This is a genomic window from Neobacillus sp. MER 74 (assembly GCF_023714155.1).
On sequence record NZ_JAMAUV010000008.1, the window covers coordinates 1 to 16202 of the forward strand.

Genomic DNA, 16202 nt, shown 5'->3' on the forward strand with positions numbered 1-16202 from the left:
TATGGTCTGGCAATTATGGCGAGAAGGTCACACCCGTTCCCATACCGAACACGGAAGTTAAGCTTCTCAGCGCCGATGGTAGTTGGGACACGCGTCCCTGTGAGAGTAGGACGTTGCCAGGCTGTAAAAATGGAGGATTAGCTCAGCTGGGAGAGCATCTGCCTTACAAGCAGAGGGTCGGCGGTTCGATCCCGTCATCCTCCACCATATTTTCTTTAATACTTTTCCATACTATTTGCCGGGGTAGCTCAATTGGTAGAGCAACTGACTTGTAATCAGTAGGTTGGGGGTTCAAGTCCTCTCGCCGGCACCATTTGTATGAGCCATTAGCTCAGTTGGTAGAGCATCTGACTTTTAATCAGAGGGTCGAAGGTTCGAGTCCTTCATGGCTCACCATTTAAATGAATATGCGGGTGTGGCGGAATTGGCAGACGCACCAGACTTAGGATCTGGCGCCGCAAGGCGTGGGGGTTCGACTCCCTTCACCCGCACCAAGTTTTTTTACGAAGTAAAATAAACAAAGTTGTTTGCAATAGCAAAATAACTTCCCTTGATATGCGGAAGTAGTTCAGTGGTAGAACACCACCTTGCCAAGGTGGGGGTCGCGGGTTCGAATCCCGTCTTCCGCTCTCTACTAATGCCGGGGTGGCGGAACTGGCAGACGCACAGGACTTAAAATCCTGCGGTAGGTGACTACCGTACCGGTTCGATTCCGGTCCTCGGCACCATTTAAGTTAATTAAATTCATATGCGCCCTTAGCTCAGCTGGATAGAGTGTTTGACTACGAATCAAAAGGTCGGGAGTTCGAATCTCTCAGGGCGCACTTTTACGGGAAGTAGCTCAGCTTGGTAGAGCACTTGGTTTGGGACCAAGGGGTCGCAGGTTCGAATCCTGTCTTCCCGACCATGCTTCTTATAATCAATGGGGTCTTAGCTCAGCTGGGAGAGCGCCTGCTTTGCACGCAGGAGGTCAGGGGTTCGATCCCCCTAGACTCCACCAATAATTTTACATGATAGTATGGCGGTGTAGCTCAGCTGGCTAGAGCGTACGGTTCATACCCGTAAGGTCGGGGGTTCGATCCCCTCCGCCGCTACCAAATATTATCTTAACTTGGACCTTTAGCTCAGCTGGTTAGAGCAGACGGCTCATAACCGTCCGGTCGTAGGTTCGAGTCCTACAAGGTCCACCATTAGTTTTATATTTAATTTGGAGGAATACCCAAGTTTGGCTGAAGGGATCGGTCTTGAAAACCGACAGGCGGGTCATACCGCGCGGGGGTTCGAATCCCTCTTCCTCCTCCATAGATATTATAACTTATTTCTATTGTCGCGGGGTGGAGCACGTTCGAATATGCTTCTTCGAATCATCCTCAGCGCAACGATTGAGCTGCTTCTCGAATAAGCTTTCTGAAATCGGGGCGGTTAGAAACAAGATATGGAGCATGCTCCAAAATTAATAATTTCTATTGTCGCGGGGTGGAGCAGTCTGGTAGCTCGTCGGGCTCATAACCCGAAGGTCGCAGGTTCAAATCCTGTCCCCGCAATTGGTCTGGTAGTTCAGTTGGTTAGAATGCCTGCCTGTCACGCAGGAGGTCGCGGGTTCGAGTCCCGTCCAGACCGCCATATGTTGGCTCAGTAGCTCAGTCGGTAGAGCAAAGGACTGAAAATCCTTGTGTCGGCGGTTCGATTCCGTCCTGAGCCACCATTTTTGTTTTAAAACAATATTATTATGGCGATTGTGGCGAAGTGGTTAACGCATCGGATTGTGGTTCCGACATTCGTGGGTTCGATTCCCATCAGTCGCCCCATAATAAATTATTATATGCGGGTGTAGTTTAGTGGTAAAACCTCAGCCTTCCAAGCTGATGTTGTGAGTTCGATTCTCATCACCCGCTCCAATATGGGCCTATAGCTCAGCTGGTTAGAGCGCACGCCTGATAAGCGTGAGGTCGATGGTTCGAGTCCATTTAGGCCCACCATATATTGTTCCGCAGTAGCTCAGTGGTAGAGCTATCGGCTGTTAACCGATCGGTCGTAGGTTCGAGTCCTACCTGCGGAGCCAAACGGGGAAGTACTCAAGTGGCTGAAGAGGCGCCCCTGCTAAGGGTGTAGGTCGGGTAACCGGCGCGAGGGTTCAAATCCCTCCTTCTCCGCCATATCTTATGGCCCCTTGGTCAAGCGGTTAAGACACCTCCCTTTCACGGAGGTAACACGGGTTCGAGTCCCGTAGGGGTCATACGAAAAGACTGATAACAATTAAGTTATCAGTCTTTTTTTTGTGTAAAATTCTTTTAAAAGATAGCTAAACTAATTTAATCTCTAGGCTGCAAGCTTAAAGTGATTGACGACTGTAAGGGTGGACCAAGGCCGCTTTAGGTAGCCAATCAAGTCGATTGACGCCCATATGGAGAAAAGGCCATTTTATGCAGTCTATAATTGTTATTGTCAATTTTAATATGAAAAAAGCAGTAAAATGTTTACCACAATCCAATCATCCTTAAAGAGAACTAGTGGAATAATCTCTCCATATTATATTTTCCCTTTTGAAAATTCTCATCTAATTCTTGTATCTTCTAACCAAATTTACCCAAATACGAGTCCAATATACTAACCTGAAAAAGGATATCTTACTACTCTAAAATTATATCAAAATAATAATTTCGATTCTAATTTCCAAAAAATACGTTGATAACGCTTACATCTATGCGATTTAGACATATTTTGAATTAAAATTAAAATAACTTTTTGTGAAAAAAATTAAAAAAATTTTTATAATATTTTGGCGATTAATGATAGATATATTGTGGAATGATGTCGAAATGTGAGGAATGTTGTGTTTTGATAGGAAAATATATCGATTATTGTCAGAAAAGATAAAAAAGTATTATGAGAAATATTGATTAAATACACTTATAATTGGACTTTGAAATACATATTTTCATTGAGGATGAGGAGAGCCATGACAGTGAATACGTTTTTTCCGACTGACTATCAGTTGCATTTATTTCATGAAGGAAATTATTTTCAAAGTCATCAGCTTTTTGGCGCTCATATCTTTAAGAATTCCGATAAAATTTATACACGATTTTGCGTATGGGCCCCTAATGCTTCTGCAGTTAGGCTAACGGGGGATTTTAATAACTGGAATGGTAAAGGGTATGAATTGCAAAGGGTTAACGATGAAGGAGTATGGATTCTAATTGTAAACAGGGATCTAACCGGAAAGATTTATAAGTATGAAATATTCTCACAAACAGGTGAGAAGTTGCTTAAATCAGATCCATTTGCTTTTTATTCTGAATTAAGACCCAATACAGCTTCGATTGTTTATTCATTAGAAAATTATAAATGGCATGACAATCAATGGATGACTAGAAGAGGAAAAAAGCCCCTTCTTTCAGAGCCGGCCGTGATTTATGAAGTGCATCTAGGGTCTTGGAAAAAGAAAGAAAATGGGGAGTATCTAACCTATTTAGAACTGGCAGCAGAACTAATTCCATATGTATTGGAACATGGTTTTACCCATATTGAGATATTACCGCTTGTTGAGCACCCGTTGGACGCCTCGTGGGGCTATCAAGGAATTGGTTATTTCTCGGTAACGTCCAGATATGGGACACCAGATGAATTTAGAGAATTTGTTGATCAAATGCATCAACATGGGATTGGAGTCATTCTTGATTGGGTTCCTGGTCATTATTGCAAGGATGCGCATGGACTTTACCGTTTTGATGGGACGCACATTTATTCCTATTCAACCGAAAGTGATCGAGAAAATGCTGTATGGGGAACAGCAAACTTTGACCTGGGAAAAGGTGAGGTACAAAGTTTCCTGATCTCCAATGCACTATTTTGGATTGATTATTTCCATATTGATGGCTTTCGAATGGATGCAGTAGCAAATATCATATACTGGCCAAACGCCGCGAATGAAAGACGAGAGAATCCATTTGGCATTAACTTTTTGAAAAAATTAAATACTCAAGTCCATGAACATGATCCCAATTTTGTAATGATAGGGGAGGACTCAACCGAATATCCCAATGTGACAGCCCCAGTTAGTTACGGTGGACTTGGCTTTGATTATAAATGGAATATGGGCTGGATGAATGACATGTTGGAGTACATGGAAACACCACCGTTTCTTCGGTCACATGTTCACTCTAAGGTAACGTTTTCATTTTTATATGCCTTTTTAGAAAACTTTATGCTTCCGTTTTCACACGATGAAGTGGTTCATGGAAAAAAGTCATTATTAGATAAGATGCCAGGAGATTATTGGGAAAAATTTGCACAGTTAAGGCTTTTGTTAGGTTACATGTTTGCTCATCCAGGAAAAAAACTTCTGTTTATGGGCTTTGAATTAGGACAGTTTGCTGAATGGAAAGATAAAGAGCAGCTTGATTGGAACTTATTGGACTATGAAATGCATCAAAAATTAAATGCCTATGTTAAGTTCCTAACAAAAGTTTATAAACGATCTAAGGCCCTCTATGAACTTGATTGTTTGCAAGAAGGATTCCAATGGATCGATGCAAATAACAATGAACAATCTATCTTTTCATTTATAAGAAAAGGGAAAAAGGAAGATGAAACTTTAGTTGTTATTTGTAATTTCACAGGCGTTAGTTATCCTGTCTATACAATCGGTGTTCCTAAAAGTGGTGAATACCGCGAAATTTTCAATAGTGATCATGAAGAATACGGCGGGGCTGGATTAGTTAATAAAAAGACAATCATAGCTGCAGATGAGCCATACCATGGCCAGCCGCATTCAATTAATATAGCAATTCCTGCGTTTGGATTTCAAATCATCAGACCGGTTAAAAAGCGAAAGGAGAGAAAAGGTAATGGCAAAGAAAAAGTGCGTAGCCATGTTATTAGCAGGAGGAAAAGGGAGCAGACTTAACTCATTAACAAAGGATCTCGCAAAACCTGCAGTTCCGTTTGGAGGAAAGTATCGGATTATTGATTTTCCATTAAGTAATTGTGCCAATTCTAATATTGATACAGTTGGGGTGTTAACACAATATCAACCATTATTATTAAATTCCTATATTGGAATTGGAAGTGCTTGGGATCTTGATCGAAAGGATGGCGGGGTAACTGTTTTACCACCATATGCTGAATCATCAGAAGTAAAATGGTATACGGGTACGGCCAGTGCCATTTATCAAAACCTTAATTACCTCAAACAATACCAGCCTGAATATGTTCTCATTCTATCAGGTGACCATATTTACAAAATGAACTATGAGAGTATGCTGGAGTACCATATTGAAAAAAGAGCAGATGTAACAATTTCCTTAATAGAAGTTCCATGGAACGAAGCCAGCCGTTTTGGGATCATGGATACGGATGAGGATTTAAGAATTGTCGATTTTGAAGAAAAGCCGGACAATCCGAAGAATAATCTTGCTTCAATGGGCATTTATATTTTTAGCTGGAATATACTTAAAGAATATTTAGAAATGGACGAACGAAATCCTGATTCCAGTCATGATTTTGGTAAAGATGTAATCCCGATGCTTTTAGAGGAAAATAAGAAATTATTTGCTTATCCGTTTAAAGGATATTGGAAAGATGTCGGTACAGTTAAAAGCCTTTGGGAAGCTAACATGGACTTGCTAAGTGAAGATTGTGATTTAGATTTATTTGATCACGATTGGAGAATTTATTCAGTCAATCCAAACCAGCCGCCGCAATATATTTCTTCTGATGCAATTGTAAAAGAATCACTTATTAATGAAGGGTGTACGATTGAGGGGGAAGTTGATAACTCTGTTCTCTTTCAGGGGGTGACGGTCGGAAAAGGAACGATTATTAAAGAGTCTGTTATCATGCCTGATGCGATTATTGGCAGTAATTGTTTGATTGAGAAAGCGATTGTTCAAGAAGATGTAAAGGTTCCAGATGGAACCGTTATTCGCTCTTTTGATGATGAGATTATTTTGGTTACAAATGAAATGTTAAGCGGGCTATACCCTGCTTTTTAATAAAATTCAGGAGGGACTTTGATTGAAAAGAAAGCTTTTAGGTGTAATTGACGCCACAACATATCATGACGATTTAGAGGATCTATTAACGCATCGCTCACTCGCTGCCCTGCCATTTGCGGGCCGTTACCGGATTATTGATTTTGTACTGTCGAATATGGTGAATTCAGGTATTCGTAGTGTAGCTATATTTCCAAAAATGCAGTACCGTTCGCTTATGGATCATTTGGGTTCCGGTAAGAATTGGGATTTAAACAGAAAACGGGATGGTCTTTTCTTTTTCCCTTCACCAATTGTTGATTTTGATGGAAATAAAATCGGCTCGTTTGAAAATTTTGCAGCGAATTTAGACTTTTTTTATCGCAGTACACAAGAGTACGCCATCATTTCTAATTGTTATACCGTGTTCAACATGAACTTTAGACCAATTCTAGATTGGCATAGTCGTTCTGGCTGTGACATCACGGAAATCCATCATAAAGATGGAGGTTCAATGGAAATGTACTTAATTAAAACATCCCTGCTAATTAAGTTAATTGAAACACGAAATGAAACAGGGTACACATGTATGAAGGACGTGGTTAATGACCTTCAAAATCTTTACTCTGTTTGTCACTATGAATATGACGGTTATGCCGTGATGATAGATTCAATTGAAAACTATTTTTCTACTAGTATGAATTTATTGCAGTCTGAGGTTTGGCAACAGTTATTTCCAAAAGATCAGCCAATCTTTACTAAAGTTAAGGATGAACCACCAACGAAGCATGTAAAGGGGTCTGAAGTAAAAAATTCAATGATTGCCAATGGCTGTGTAATCAATGGTTTGGTAGAAAATAGTATTATTTCTCGAGGAGTAAAGATTGGCAAAGGTGCAGTTATTAAGAACTGCATCATCATGCAGAAGTGCCAAATTGAAGAGAACTGTTATCTTGATTCCGTAATTTTAGACAAAGACGTTAAAGTAGAGGCCGGAACTCATTTGTCCGGCACAATGCAATCACCATTTGTAATTCGTAAAGGGACCAAACAAGGAGCGTTGATGAACTCGTGAAAGTATTATTTGCAGTTTCGGAATGTGGACCATTTGCAAAATCGGGAGGATTGGCCGATGTTGCAGGTTCCCTTCCAAAAGAATTAAAGAGCTTGGGAACTGATGTTAGAGTCATTCTGCCAAAGTATGGAACCATTGCAGATGAATTTAAGAGTGAAATGAAACAGGTGAAAGAGTTCACCGTTTCTGTAGGTTGGAGAAATCAATATTGTGGTATAGAGGAGCTTACCTATCAAGGAGTTACCTTCTATTTCGTTGATAATGAGTATTATTTCAAACGGGAAGGTTTATATGGATATTTCGATGATGGGGAAAGATTTGCTTATTTTAATCGAGCAATTTTAGAAGCAATAGAGGAACTTAATTTTTATCCCGATGTTCTGCATTGCCATGATTGGCATACTGCAATGATTCCATACCTTTTACGGAAAGAATATAATAAACGAAAAGGATACGGTCACATTCGAACGGTGTTTACCATTCATAACCTGCAATTCCAAGGGATATTTCCGAGGGAGGTATTAGGAGATTTGTTAGGAATGGATTATAATTCCTTCCATTCCGGTCACTTAGAGTTTTTCGGAAATATTAATTATATGAAGGGTGCACTTGTTGCAGCGGACAAAATTACGACCGTTAGCCCAACCTATAAAGAGGAAATTCAAACTCCCGCCTATGGTGAAAAATTAGATGGATTATTAAGAGCAAGAAAAGAGGACTTGATTGGGATTCTAAACGGAATTGATGAAGATTTTTATAATCCTGCAAAAGATCCATTAATTTATCAAACCTATACGGTTAATCATCATCAGAAAAAGGCAGTAAATAAAAGTGAGATTCAAAATCACTTTGGTTTGCCACAGTCGTCACGTACACCTTTGTTAGTGATGATTACAAGACTCACAAAGCAAAAAGGCCTTGATTTAGTTAAGTGTGTTCTTCGTGAAATTTTGCAGGAGGACCTTCAGGTAATTGTATTGGGTACAGGGGATTATGAATATGAAGAACATCTAAGACAAGCGGCTCGGATTTATCCCGAAAAGTTAAGAGTTCATACTGGATTTAATGAAGGGCTTGCCCATAAACTTTATGCAGCAGCGGATTTGTTTTTAATGCCGTCCCAATTCGAACCTTGCGGGCTTGGACAATTGATTGCAATGAAATATGGTGCTATCCCGATTGTTAGGGAAACAGGCGGTTTAAATGATACAATAAACTCTTGGAACGAATTTACAGGAAAAGGAAACGGATTTTCCTTCTCGAATTTTAATGCCCACGATATGCTCTATACGATTAAACGCGCTCTAAATGTTTACCATGATTCAAAATCGTGGAGCTCCATTGTAAAACAAGCAATGGAAATGGATTATAGCTGGGCACAGTCAGCATATAGCTATAATCAATTATATTCTGAGATCGTTGCAAGGAGTGAAACACATGTTTTCTAATACGGTCGAATTTAAAGAAACCTTTCTAAAAAGGATTGAAATGGTATGTGGAAAGAGTTTCTCAGATAGCTCAGCCAGAGACCATTATCAAACCCTTGGGACCATGATAAGTGAATTTGTTAGTGGTGATTGGATAACTACAAACGAAAAACATCTGGCTACCAAGGGAAAGCAGGTTTATTATCTCTCCATTGAATATTTATTGGGGAAATTACTTAGACAAAATCTGATCAATCTCGGTGTGGAAGAAACCGTGCAGGTTGGATTGAAGGAATTAGGTATAGATTTAGGTGAGTTAGAGGAATTTGAGGCAGATGCAGGCTTAGGAAATGGCGGCTTAGGAAGATTAGCCGCCTGTTTTCTAGACTCATTAGCTTCACTAAGTCTACCTGGCCATGGTCATGGAATTCGTTATAAACATGGTTTATTTGAACAAAAGATTGTTGATGGGTATCAAGTTGAATTACCGGAACAATGGCTAAAGAATGGGAATGTATGGGAAATACGCAAAACCGATAGTTCTATTAAAATTCCCTTTTGGGGGAAGGTAGAGGCGAAGATGGAAAACGGCCGGCTTGTTTTTCATCATCTAAATGCAGAAACGGTTACGGCCGTGCCTCACGATATGCCTGTTATTGGGTATCAGTCAAAAACAATTAATACATTAAGACTCTGGAATGCCGAACCCTCCCAATTTTCCTTACATAAGGATATCTTAAAATATAAGCGGGAAACGGAAATGATCTCTGAGTTCCTATATCCTGATGATACCCATGATGAAGGAAAGATTTTACGTTTGAAACAACAATACTTTTTAGTATCCGCCAGTATCCAATCTATTTTAAAGAGTTATCGGAAGCAACACAGCAGTTTGAACCTACTTCATGAACACATCTGTATTCATATCAACGATACCCACCCTGTTTTAGCTATTCCAGAACTAATGAGAATTCTGCTTGATGAAGAAGGATATGATTGGGAACAGGCATGGGATATTACCAAACAAACAATTTCCTACACGAATCATACGACATTGTCTGAGGCTTTAGAGAAGTGGCCGATACATATTTTCCAACCGCTGCTGCCAAGGATTTATATGATTGTAGAAGAAATCAATGAAAGGTTTTGCCATGAGCTATGGGAACAATCTCCGGGGGACTGGGATCGGATTAAGGGACTCGCCATTATTGCAGACAATTATGTGAAAATGGCTCATTTAGCCATTGTCGGAAGTTTTAGTGTTAATGGTGTGGCACAGCTGCATACCGAAATTTTAAAGAAACGTGAGATGAATCAATTTTATCAATTGTTTCCTGAGAAATTTAACAATAAAACAAATGGAATTGCCTATCGGCGCTGGCTGTTAAAAGCAAATCCAAAATTATCTTCATTCATTACAGAATCCATCGGTTCCGACTGGACCTATCAAGCAACAGAACTTTCCCAACTGCTTAAATATGAAAATGATTCCTCGTTCTTGGATCAACTCTTAAAAATAAAAAATGAAAACAAACAAACACTTGCGAAAGTTATTCTTGAAAAGACGGGAACTGCGGTGGATACTGGTGCTATTTTTGATGTACAAGTAAAGCGTCTGCATGCTTATAAACGGCAGCTTTTAAATGTTTTACATATCATGCATCTGTATAACCGACTCAAGGAAGATTCAAGCTACCCTGTTGTCCCTAGAGTATTTATTTTTGGTGCCAAAGCATCGCCAGGCTATTATTATGCCAAGAAGATCATCAAATTAATAAATTCTGTAGCGGAAAAGGTAAACAATGACCCTGTAATTGGTGATAAAATGAAAGTGATCTTTTTGGAAAACTATCGAGTGTCACTTGCGGAAAAAATCTTTCCTGCAGCAGATGTCAGTGAACAAATCTCTACGGCTAGTAAGGAAGCTTCTGGAACAGGAAATATGAAATTTATGATTAATGGTGCATTAACGGTAGGTACTTTAGATGGTGCAAATATTGAAATTCGTGAATTGGTGGGTAATGACAATATCTTCACGTTTGGATTAACGGCTGATGAGGTTCTACACTACTACCAGTTCGGCGGTTATCAATCCGATGAATATTACCACCATGATAGTCGGATTCGCCAAGCAGTAGATCAACTAGTTAATGGATTTTTCCCTGGGGCCTATAATGAATTTGAACCGATATTTGATTCGCTCCTTCAGGAAAATGATCAATATTTTGTCTTAAAGGATTTTGCATCCTATGCGGACATACAACGTTCCATTGGTGAAACATTTACTGATCGATTACGTTGGCAGCAAATGAGCTTAAGAAATATCGCCCAAGCTGGTTACTTCTCAAGCGATCGTACCATTAAGGAATACGCTGATGATATATGGGGGATTAAGCCTCTGCATTAAAAAAAAAAGCTTCTGCCATTGCAGAAGCTTTTTTCTTATAGATAGTGTCCAATGAATATTCCAATCGCTAATAAAAACCCAAATATGGTATTTGTTTGTGCGGTTGCTTTCATGGCTGGTGCCATTTTAATTGGAATCGTGTTTTCAATAAAGCCTTTAGTTGCTTTAATTGCCTTTGGAGCGCTAAGGATCACAAGTGCTGTCCAAACTGGCAAAACACCGAAAATAATCAGACCTAAGACCCAAAGAAAGGAAAAAGTGAACATCCCTGTTAATAAGTAAATGGCACGTTTCTTTCCTAATAGAATGGCCACTGTTTTACGTCCGTTTTCTTTGTCTCCATCCAGGTCACGAATGTTATTTGATAACATAATCATCCCAACTAATATCATACTTGGAACTGAGACGAGAATGCTCGTGGTGCTGACTGTTCCCGTTTGAATAAAGAAGGAGATTAAAATAATTAGCATCCCCATAAAGAAACCTGAAAGAATTTCACCAAATGGTGTATAAGCAATTGGGAACGGACCTCCAGTATAAAAATAACCCACAGCCATACAAATCAGCCCCACAGCCGCTAACCACCAGCTGCTGTTGGCGCATATATAGATCCCTAATAATAGGGCAATTCCATAAAAGACAAAAGCAAGGTTTAGGACTGTTCTTGGCTTGATTCCATCACGAACGATTGTTCCGCCAATCCCTACGGATTGAGCTGTATCTAGCCCGCGTTTGAAATCGAAATATTCATTAAACATATTGGTTGCAGCTTGAATCAATAAACTCGCAATGAGCATGGCAAAAAATAGCCCAAAATGAATGTTCCCATGTTTAAGGGATAGGGCTGTACCAAGCAGAACTGGTACAAATGCAGCAGTTAATGTATGGGGACGGGTCATTTGCCACCATACTTGAAAGCCGCGGTTTGATTCAACTGCAGGTTCAGAACTCTTCTGTATTGTTGGTTGCATATTCTTCTCTCCCTTTTTAAGTTTCTTTCTCTATATAAAAGGTTAGGTTCAATGTTAAATGGGCCATGCCCAAAACTAAGTGTATGTAATTCAAGGATTAGTGTCAATTAATTTTTCCTATCAAATTTAGAAGATTATACCTGTTTGATTATTATTGAATGGTTGGTGGGAAAATGATAAAAATGAAAAATTCAATGAGAGAGCGGATTTTATCAATAAGGTGAAATCTTAAGATATAATAGGGAATGAAGCAGGATTGTTAGTGACAAGTAATACTGACTTCTTTACAATGTAGGTAGTATGCTAAAAATTGCATTAATATGAATGGATAACAGTCATTTCGGCTGTTTTGGAGGGATTTGTTTGATTACCATTCAAGAGTTGGAAATAATGGAACGAGGTCTTTTGGCTGTCAAACGCGCAAAAGAACTAGGCCGGCCCATTTTAATTAGTGAAGTTCATAAAATGGACACGATAAACCCACTATCATTTTTTAATATAGGAAAAGAACAATTTCGCGGTGAACGCTTCTTTTGGAAGGACCCAGAAGATGAAACCGTACTTATTGGACTCGGGATTTCTAAACAGATTCAGTCGGATCAGGATTCTGACCGCTTTTTTCATGTTGAAGAGGAATGGGAGAAATTTTTAAGGGACTGCCTTATTTTCAATCCATATACTGAAATGGGGATAGGTCCAGTCATGTTCGGCGGCTTTTCGTTTGACCCCTGCAAAGAAAAAACCGTCCTTTGGTCGAAGTACGCTAATTCTTTGTTCCATCTGCCGAAATATTTATTAAGTATCATTGATGGTCAAACGTTCTTAACAACTAATACGGTTTGTACTCCTCATGAGGATCCTTACTTATTTAAAAAGGTAAGCGAAGAGAGAAATGAAATTTTAAATGCTCTCCATCAAAGTGACCCCAAAAAGTCGGTTGCTGCACTTCTAGAAATGAAAGAGATTGGACCTGAAAGGTGGAAGAAAACTGTTGATGGAGTTGTGAAGGAATTAACAGATGGTCCCCTAAAAAAGGTTGTGCTTGCTCGCGAATTGAGGCTTGTGTTTGACGATCAAGTTATGGCAGAGAATGTCCTAAATAATTTGTATATGCAGCAGCATGAGAGCTTTATATTTGCGTTTGAATCAAATGGGGATTGTTTTATTGGTGCATCGCCAGAAAGACTCGTGAAAAAGCAAGGAAATGAAGTGTATTCCACTTGTCTTGCTGGCTCCATCTCACGTGGCAAAACAGAAGAGGAAGACCTAAAATTGGGTCAGATGTTATTAAATGACAAAAAAAACCTAAAAGAGCATGGTTTTGTTGTGGAAATGATAAAAGAGGCTCTGGAGGAATCATGCGAAGAAATTATTCTGCCTGAAAAACCACAGTTAATGAAGATAAGAGATATTCAGCACCTCTATACCCCAGTGGTCGGAAAATGTCATAAGGATGCTTCATTAATGTTATTGGTGGAAAGACTGCATCCCACACCTGCGCTGGGCGGACTTCCGAAGGAGGAAGCAGTTGTTAAGATTAGAGAAGTAGAAGAGCTGGATCGTGGCTTCTACGCCGCTCCATTAGGCTGGATGGATTACAGGAAAAATGGTGAATTTGCTGTTTCCATTCGCTCTGGACTTATTCAGGGGGAAGAAGTTTCGTTATTCGCAGGATGCGGAGTAGTAGCAGATTCTGAATCAGAAAGTGAATATTTGGAGACGAGTTTGAAATTTAAACCTATGCTCCGAGCCCTTGGAGGAAATTGATATGCAGCATCAAGAATCATTAACAGCCTATATAGCAGCTATTGTTTCAGAACTTATTTTCACGGGAGTAACTGATGTGGTTGTCAGCCCAGGTTCACGGTCTACTCCAATGGCGATGATTATGGCAGAGCATCCAGAACTTAATGTTCATATACATGTAGATGAACGCTCAGCTGCTTTTTTTGCCTTAGGAATAGCCAAGTCTTTAAATAAGCCAGTTGCAATCCTCTGTACGTCAGGTACGGCTGCCGCGAATTATTTCCCTGCGATTGTGGAAGCGCGTTATGCACGAGTGCCTTTGATTGTGTTAACGGCAGATCGGCCGCATGAACTCAGAGAAGTAGGTGCTCCACAAGCAATCGATCAAATCCATTTATATGGGAAACATGTAAAATGGTTCTCCGAAATGGCTTTACCTGAAAAAAGTGATGAAATCATTCGTTATGCGCGTACGATTTGTGCGCGAGCGGTAGCGATTGCGAAAAGTGCACCGTCTGGTCCTGTTCATTTGAATTTTCCTTTTAGGGAACCATTAGTACCCAAGCTGGATGATGCCCTCTTCCAGCTTCGTGAACGTCCAAACGGTTATGTGAAAGTCCATACAGGTGATTTGACAATCGCGGAGGAACAATTTAAAGAAATTGCCGAAAAACTGTCAAAAACAACAAGAGGAATTATTGTTTGTGGAAATATTGTCGATGATATTTTTCCTGAGGCTGTAACACGGCTAGCTGAAAAACTAAACTTCCCAATAATTGCTGACCCCTTGTCACAGTTAAGAAGCGGGAAACATAGCTTTGAAAATATCATTGAAGCCTATGATACCTTTTTAAGAAACGATGATGCAAAAGTCTACTTAAAGCCGGATGTTATTCTTAGATTTGGAGCAATGCCCATTTCAAAAGCATTAACAATTTTTATAAAAGAAAATGGAAACGCAGAACAATATGTGATTGATGGCGGCAGCGGCTGGCGTGATCCAGCATCGTTATCAACAAATATGATTTTCTGTAATGAATCGTTATTCTGCGAGAAAATAGAAAAATATACAGTAGAGAAATCCTCTTCCGATTTTCTAACAGCTTGGAAAAGGGTTAACCAACTATCAAAAGATACGATGATATCGCTTAGCGATATATCGGATTTAAGTGAAGGCAGGCTGTTCTATCAATTAGCTGAAATGCTTCCTGAAGGAGCTGCACTATTTGTAGGTAATAGTATGCCAATCCGCGACTTAGATAGCTTTTTTCTTAACAATCATAAACAAATTAAAGTAATGGCAAATAGGGGGGCAAATGGAATTGACGGTACCGTTTCTACTGCCTTGGGTGCCGCATTAAACTCCTCATCCTTGTACCTTGTCCTAGGTGATTTAACCTTTTTCCATGACTTAAATGGGCTGATTGCAGCAAAACTGTACAATATAAATATTAATATTATTCTTATCAACAATAATGGCGGAGGAATCTTCTCCTTTCTCCCGCAATCAGAGCATCCGAAAAACTTCGAACGGTTGTTTGGTACTCCGCTCGGAATTAATTTTGAGCATGCTGTTAAAATGTTTAATGGTAATTACATAAAGATTGAGGATTGGGACCATTTTGGAGTAGAAATAAGGAAATCCATCCATTCGACAGGGATAAATGTATATGAAATAGTTACCAACAGAGAGAGGAATCGTGACGAACACCGCGAATTTTGGGGCAATGTTTCCCAGGAAATATCAAACTTTGTCAAAGGTGAACAATAAATGTATATCGTTATCGATGGGAATCGTCACTATGTCGAAGTTTGCGGTAACGGCGGCCTTGGCCAGGTTCCACTTGTTTTGCTGCACGGCTTTACGGGAGACTCTACCACATGGGCTCCATTTCATGAATGCTGGGGAAAGTCGACAATGCTCATTATCCCTGATATTATTGGGCACGGAAAAACAGAGTCTCCCGAGGAGCTGAGCCGATATCAAATGGATGCCGCTGTTTCTTATTTAAACACGATCCTTGATCATATGGGGATTGAGCAAGTAGATCTACTTGGTTATTCCATGGGTGGAAGACTTGCATTAACCTTCGCCCTTTTGTACCCAGGGCGTGTTCGAAAATTAATACTTGAGAGTGCATCACCGGGCTTAGCGACGGAGGACGAAAAACAACATCGCCGTATGAAAGATGCCGAACTTGCTAACTTTATTAAGGAACATGGAATCATTGCATTTGTGGATTATTGGGAAGAGATTCCCCTTTTTGTCACCATGAAGGGCCTCCCGCGGGAAACTCAAGAAAAGATTAGGAAACAGCGTTTGAAAAATTCGCCCAATGGCCTAGCCAACAGTTTAGTTGGGATGGGAACAGGGTCCCAATCATCCTGGTGGGGCAAGTTAAATGAACTTACTTGTGAAGTGTTGCTTTTAACAGGTGCGGAGGATCATAAGTTCTGTTCAATTGCCAGTCATATGATGGAGGAGCTAAAAAATAGTTCTTGGGTAGTGATTGAAGATAGCGGGCATGCAATTCATGTGGAAGAACCTGAAAAGTTTGGTACAATAGTAAGTGACTTTTTGTCGAATGAAAATAAATAAAG

The 16202-nt window shown here is 39.9% G+C and carries 9 protein-coding genes, 21 tRNA genes and 1 rRNA gene; 30 read left to right on the top strand and 1 reads right to left on the bottom strand.

Annotated elements, in window-relative coordinates:
* Nucleotides 1-5 precede the first annotated feature (5 nt).
* The 27 genes from rrf (at nt 6) to M3610_RS14750 (ending at nt 10884) form a co-directional block, all read left to right on the top strand.
* A 5S ribosomal RNA gene (gene rrf, locus M3610_RS14620) occupies nt 6-122 on the top strand.
* Nucleotides 123-131: 9 nt separating this feature from the next.
* A tRNA-Val gene (locus M3610_RS14625) sits at nt 132-207 on the top strand.
* Between the two features lie 30 nt (nt 208-237).
* Nucleotides 238-313 (top strand) — tRNA-Thr (locus tag M3610_RS14630).
* Between the two features lie 7 nt (nt 314-320).
* Nucleotides 321-396: transfer RNA gene (locus M3610_RS14635), tRNA-Lys, on the top strand.
* Nucleotides 397-409: 13 nt separating this feature from the next.
* Nucleotides 410-494: transfer RNA gene (locus tag M3610_RS14640), tRNA-Leu, on the top strand.
* Nucleotides 495-557: 63 nt separating this feature from the next.
* Nucleotides 558-629: transfer RNA gene (locus tag M3610_RS14645), tRNA-Gly, on the top strand.
* 10 nt (nt 630-639) lie between these two features.
* A tRNA-Leu gene (locus M3610_RS14650) sits at nt 640-728 on the top strand.
* A gap of 22 nt (nt 729-750) precedes the next feature.
* Nucleotides 751-824 (top strand) — tRNA-Arg (locus M3610_RS14655).
* Nucleotides 825-830: 6 nt separating this feature from the next.
* A tRNA-Pro gene (locus M3610_RS14660) sits at nt 831-907 on the top strand.
* A gap of 17 nt (nt 908-924) precedes the next feature.
* Nucleotides 925-1000 (top strand) — tRNA-Ala (locus tag M3610_RS14665).
* Between the two features lie 20 nt (nt 1001-1020).
* Nucleotides 1021-1097: transfer RNA gene (locus M3610_RS14670), tRNA-Met, on the top strand.
* Between the two features lie 16 nt (nt 1098-1113).
* Nucleotides 1114-1190, top strand: a tRNA-Ile gene (locus tag M3610_RS14675).
* 19 nt (nt 1191-1209) lie between these two features.
* Nucleotides 1210-1302: transfer RNA gene (locus M3610_RS14680), tRNA-Ser, on the top strand.
* A 168-nt stretch (nt 1303-1470) separates the two neighbouring features.
* A tRNA-Met gene (locus M3610_RS14685) sits at nt 1471-1544 on the top strand.
* A 2-nt stretch (nt 1545-1546) separates the two neighbouring features.
* Nucleotides 1547-1623 (top strand) — tRNA-Asp (locus M3610_RS14690).
* A 6-nt stretch (nt 1624-1629) separates the two neighbouring features.
* Nucleotides 1630-1705 (top strand) — tRNA-Phe (locus tag M3610_RS14695).
* 27 nt (nt 1706-1732) lie between these two features.
* Nucleotides 1733-1808 (top strand) — tRNA-His (locus M3610_RS14700).
* 16 nt (nt 1809-1824) lie between these two features.
* Nucleotides 1825-1898 (top strand) — tRNA-Gly (locus M3610_RS14705).
* A gap of 4 nt (nt 1899-1902) precedes the next feature.
* A tRNA-Ile gene (locus M3610_RS14710) sits at nt 1903-1979 on the top strand.
* A gap of 8 nt (nt 1980-1987) precedes the next feature.
* Nucleotides 1988-2062, top strand: a tRNA-Asn gene (locus M3610_RS14715).
* A gap of 3 nt (nt 2063-2065) precedes the next feature.
* Nucleotides 2066-2156: transfer RNA gene (locus tag M3610_RS14720), tRNA-Ser, on the top strand.
* Between the two features lie 8 nt (nt 2157-2164).
* Nucleotides 2165-2236 (top strand) — tRNA-Glu (locus M3610_RS14725).
* Between the two features lie 723 nt (nt 2237-2959).
* A complete protein-coding gene (gene glgB / locus M3610_RS14730) occupies nt 2960-4909 on the top strand; it encodes a 1,4-alpha-glucan branching protein GlgB (RefSeq protein ID WP_251460089.1) in 1950 nt (649 codons plus the stop codon).
* Nucleotides 4851-5996: a glucose-1-phosphate adenylyltransferase gene (locus tag M3610_RS14735; protein ID WP_251460091.1), complete on the top strand. Its 1146-nt coding sequence runs from the start codon at nt 4851-4853 to the stop codon at nt 5994-5996. Before glgB ends, M3610_RS14735 begins: the two co-directional genes overlap by 59 nt.
* A 22-nt stretch (nt 5997-6018) precedes the next feature.
* Nucleotides 6019-7050 carry a GlgC family sugar phosphate nucleotidyltransferase gene (locus tag M3610_RS14740; protein WP_098576407.1) on the top strand — a complete coding sequence of 344 codons (1032 nt, stop codon included), beginning with the start codon at nt 6019-6021 and terminating at the stop codon, nt 7048-7050.
* Complete coding sequence (gene glgA / locus M3610_RS14745; protein ID WP_251460093.1) at nt 7047-8498, top strand: glycogen synthase GlgA; 1452 nt, start codon at nt 7047-7049, stop codon at nt 8496-8498. The genes M3610_RS14740 and glgA overlap by 4 nt, the downstream gene beginning before the upstream one ends.
* Nucleotides 8488-10884: a glycogen/starch/alpha-glucan phosphorylase gene (locus tag M3610_RS14750; RefSeq protein WP_251460095.1), complete on the top strand. Its 2397-nt coding sequence runs from the start codon at nt 8488-8490 to the stop codon at nt 10882-10884. Before glgA ends, M3610_RS14750 begins: the two co-directional genes overlap by 11 nt.
* 35 nt (nt 10885-10919) lie before the next feature.
* Here the strand turns inward: M3610_RS14750 and M3610_RS14755 are convergent, their stop codons facing one another.
* On the bottom strand, nt 10920-11855 hold the full coding sequence (locus tag M3610_RS14755) for a 1,4-dihydroxy-2-naphthoate polyprenyltransferase (RefSeq protein ID WP_098576404.1): 936 nt from the start codon (nt 11853-11855) through the stop codon (nt 10920-10922).
* A gap of 363 nt (nt 11856-12218) precedes the next feature.
* Here M3610_RS14755 and M3610_RS14760 point away from each other — a divergent pair, with 363 nt between their 5' ends.
* From M3610_RS14760 to menH, 3 genes are read left to right on the top strand one after another with little or no spacing between them, the layout of a single operon-like run.
* Nucleotides 12219-13622, top strand: coding sequence for an isochorismate synthase (locus M3610_RS14760; RefSeq protein WP_251460097.1), 1404 nt, complete (start codon nt 12219-12221; stop codon nt 13620-13622).
* A 1-nt stretch (nt 13623) separates the two neighbouring features.
* On the top strand, nt 13624-15372 hold the full coding sequence (gene menD, locus M3610_RS14765) for a 2-succinyl-5-enolpyruvyl-6-hydroxy-3-cyclohexene-1-carboxylic-acid synthase (protein WP_251460099.1): 1749 nt from the start codon (nt 13624-13626) through the stop codon (nt 15370-15372).
* Nucleotides 15373-16200 (top strand): 2-succinyl-6-hydroxy-2,4-cyclohexadiene-1-carboxylate synthase, encoded by an 828-nt coding sequence (menH, locus tag M3610_RS14770; RefSeq protein WP_251460101.1) that lies wholly within the window; start codon nt 15373-15375, stop codon nt 16198-16200.
* Nucleotides 16201-16202: the final 2 nt, after the last annotated feature.

Coding starts and splice junctions, on each gene's coding strand:
- M3610_RS14755 (WP_098576404.1), bottom strand. CDS start 11,855: ATGCAACCAACAATACAGAAGAGTTCTGAACCTGCAGTTGAATCAAAC.
- menD (WP_251460099.1), top strand. CDS start 13,624: ATGCAGCATCAAGAATCATTAACAGCCTATATAGCAGCTATTGTTTCA.
- M3610_RS14735 (WP_251460091.1), top strand. CDS start 4,851: ATGGCAAAGAAAAAGTGCGTAGCCATGTTATTAGCAGGAGGAAAAGGG.
- M3610_RS14750 (WP_251460095.1), top strand. CDS start 8,488: ATGTTTTCTAATACGGTCGAATTTAAAGAAACCTTTCTAAAAAGGATT.
- menH (WP_251460101.1), top strand. CDS start 15,373: ATGTATATCGTTATCGATGGGAATCGTCACTATGTCGAAGTTTGCGGT.
- glgB (WP_251460089.1), top strand. CDS start 2,960: ATGACAGTGAATACGTTTTTTCCGACTGACTATCAGTTGCATTTATTT.